Consider the following 3,338-nt stretch of genomic DNA (forward strand, 5'->3'; position numbering starts at 1 on the left):
CCTGACCATGATGTTGGGACTATTGCCGGTGACCAGCGACAAGCATACCCGCGAGCTGTTCGAAGTCAGCCTCGGGTGCATGGCGCTGGGGGTGGCTTTGAACCAGCTCAGGCAGCAGGGGCAGAGCAATACGTTGTTGAGTACGCAACAACAGAACCGTTTGCTGGCGGCAGTCCGAGAGACAGGGCGATTGATCGCCGGGCGACCCGGGGTTGACCTTGTGCAGTTGCTCGGAAGCTTGCATGTCTTGGGCGATGAAATGGACGACTTGCATCTAGACGTACATGAACACCTGTGGTCGGTATTCAGGATGCGCGTGGCGTTGTTGATCGTGGTGTCGTTTCTGGAGCGCCATCGCAAATACTTTCAGCCCGCAGACAAGGAAGGAGTGCCAGCCCTTGCCCATTGATCTGGAAGTGGGGGGCGTCTATCTGCCGCCAATCGCCCAGGCGCTGTTGCTGGCCTTGCCGATTTTTCTGCTGTTGGACTGGACCTTGCGCCGCCTGGGGGTATTGCGATTTGTCTGGCATGAAGCCCTGTTCGAAGGCGCGTTGTATGCCTGCGTATGCGCAACGTTGATTCTGGTGATGGGCGCCTGAGCTGTAATTTCAACTGGGGCCATTAACGTTGAACCGCGCATCAGCTTCTGAGCGGACTCTGTGCGTTGGCGTACAGACTCGTGCCTGTGAATACACTCAATCTGGGCTCTGTCAGATTGCTGGACGCGCTTTGAGCGATAGTCAACCAGCCAGTTTCTTCATGCGTCCGAGGAGATAGCCATGAGCTTGGGCACAATTCTGTTAATTATTCTCATCCTGCTGTTGATCGGTGCGTTCCCGAGTTGGCCGCATAGCAGGAGCTGGGGATACGGGCCAAGCGGTGGGTTGGGCATTGTGGTGATCATCGTCATCGTGCTGCTGCTAATGGGGCGACTTTGATTGACTGGCGCCGGGCTTGACTGAACAGCGGCATGTAGCTGTTTCGAGCCCCTTGCCGCCTTGTCTGAGGTTCGCTACCTAGCTTGCTGATGAGACCGATGCGCGTCTCGGAACGTTATTTATGCATTCAATCTTCCGCCGGGCACTTGGGCAGCGCGTTCTATCACCCCCCTGGAGTGACCATGCGCCGGTACGGGAGACGCTTTTCGGTATCGAGCGACTTGAGCAGCATGCCGAGAGTCTGGCCATCGCCCAGCAGGTGACACCCAGGCCGCCCACTGTGCTTTCCTTGCATGTACGCCTCGACGACAACGCTTCGGTCCTGCTCGCCGCCTACCGGGCGAGCGCCGCGGAGCTTGAGAGCGGCCACAGCGTGGTGCCCGCCGCCGAATGGCTGCTGGATAACTACCATATCGTCGAGGAACAGATCCGGGAAATTCGCGATGATCTGCCACCTGGCTACTACCGCCAGTTGCCGAAGCTCGCCGAGGGACCGTTCGCTGGCTACCCGCGGGTCTTTGGCCTGGCCTGGGCCTTCGTTGCGCATACCGACAGTCATCTCGACCTCGACATGCTGCGGTGTTTCATCGATGCGTACCAGCGGGTCCAGCCGCTGACCATCGGTGAGTTGTGGGCTGTGGCGATCACCCTGCGTATCGTCCTGATCGAGAACCTGCGCCGACTCGCCGAGCAGATCGACGACGGTCGTATGGCCCGCGCGGACGCCGACGAACTGGCCGATCGTTTGCTCGTACCTGCCAGCGCCCGTTCGGCGCTGGCAGACATCGCCGCGCGTCCGCTCGGGCGGTTGCCCGAGCTGTTCGCCGCTCAACTCGCTAAACGCCTGCGCGACCAGGATCCGCGTACGACCCCGGCGCTGGGCTGGCTGGACGAACGTCTGCAAGCACAGGGTGTTTGCGTCGAGGAGGTGGTGCAGCACGCCCAGCAACGCCAGGGTGCCTCCAATGTCACGGTGCGCAACATCATCACCAGCATGCGGCTGATTTCCGATATTGACTGGGCCAAGCTGTTTGAAAGTGTCAGCCTGGTCGATGCGCGCTTGCGCGCGGGCAGTGCGTTTGCCCTTATGGACTTCCCGACGCGCAACCTGTACCGCAGCGCCATCGAGCAACTGGCGCGTGGCTCGGCTCTCTCGGAACTGGAGGTCGCCGACCGGGCCTTGGAGGCTGCCCGCCTGGCTGAGAGCGCCGAGCAGGGCGAGGAGTGGGGTGGGCGAGCGAGCGATCCTGGCTACCACCTGATCGCCGAGGGACGCCCGGCGCTGGAGCGGGCCATGGGCTTTCGCGCACCTCTGCGCTTGCGCATCAGCCGCTTCAACATTCGCCTGGGCATCGGCGGCTATGTTGGCAGCATTTTCTTGCTGACCACGCTGCTACTGGCGCTAATGGCCTGGGCCTTGGYGGTGCCGTCCGTGGCTGTTGGCTGGATCCTGTTGTTCCTGCTGTCGATGTGCGTGCCGGTCACCGAGGTGGCCACGGCGCTGGTCAACCGCATAGTCACCCGGAGTTTCGGCGCCATTACTCTGCCGGGGTTGGAGTTGTCCGCCGGCGTGCCGCAGGCGCTACGTACGCTGATCGCTGTGCCGACGCTGTTGACCAGCGAAGCCGATCTGTTGGAGCAGATCGAGCGACTGGAGGTCCACCATTTGGCGGGCATCGGCGGCGATCTGGCCTTTGCCTTGCTGGCCGATGGCGTCGATGCGCAGCAAGAGGAGCTCGACAGCGATGCGCATTTGCTGACGGTAGCAACCGAGGCGATCGAACAGCTGAATCGCCGCTATGGGCCTGGGCCCGGCGGCCAGCGCTTCTTCTTGCTCTGTCGGCGGCGCTTGTTCAATGCCCGCGAGCAGTGCTGGATGGGCTGGGAACGCAAGCGCGGCAAACTGCACGAGCTAAACCGCCTGTTGCGTGGGGATGGCGAGACGAGTTTCATGTCCATCTTCGGCGAGGCACCGAAAGTGCCGGCCGGGGTGCGCTACGTGATCACCCTTGACGCCGATACCCGCCTGCCGCGGGAGGCGGCGCTGCGGCTGATTGGCAAGATGGCTCACCCATTGAACCACCCACGTTTCGACGCCGCGCTGAAGCGCATTGTCAGCGGCTACGCGATCCTCCAGCCACGGGTCACGCCCTCTCTGCCGCTGGGCGGCGAGGGCTCCTTTTACCAGCAGGTGTTCTCCGGTCCCGGCGGCATAGATCCCTACGCGTCGGCGGTTTCGGATGTTTACCAGGACCTCTTCGGCGAAGGTTCCTACACCGGTAAGGGTATCTATGATGTGGATGCCTTCGAAGCCGCCCTCGGTGGCCGGGTCGGCGACAACCGGCTGCTCAGTCATGATCTATTCGAGGGCATCTTCGCCCGCGCCGGCCTGGCCTCGGA

At 62.2% G+C, this 3,338-nt stretch carries 2 protein-coding genes and 2 pseudogenes; all 4 read left to right on the forward strand.

The annotated features are described in order from the left end of the window. Positions 1-409: pseudogene (locus AC1DLB_RS25625) on the forward strand (FUSC family protein); the annotation flags it as partial. Continuing rightward, positions 399-599 (forward strand): DUF1656 domain-containing protein, encoded by a 201-nt coding sequence (locus AC1DLB_RS25630; protein WP_008026537.1) that lies wholly within the window; start codon positions 399-401, stop codon positions 597-599. The pseudogene AC1DLB_RS25625 and the gene AC1DLB_RS25630, both read left to right, overlap by 11 nt. Before the next feature lie 180 nt (positions 600-779). Beyond that, the gene (locus tag AC1DLB_RS25635; protein ID WP_105341824.1) at positions 780-938 is read left to right on the forward strand and encodes a DUF3309 family protein; all 159 of its coding nucleotides are present in this window, start codon (positions 780-782) and stop codon (positions 936-938) included. 121 nt (positions 939-1,059) lie between these two features. Next, a pseudogene (locus AC1DLB_RS25640) lies at positions 1,060-3,338 on the forward strand (glycosyl transferase); the annotation flags it as partial.

The organism is Pseudomonas sp. 05N434 (assembly GCF_056396965.1).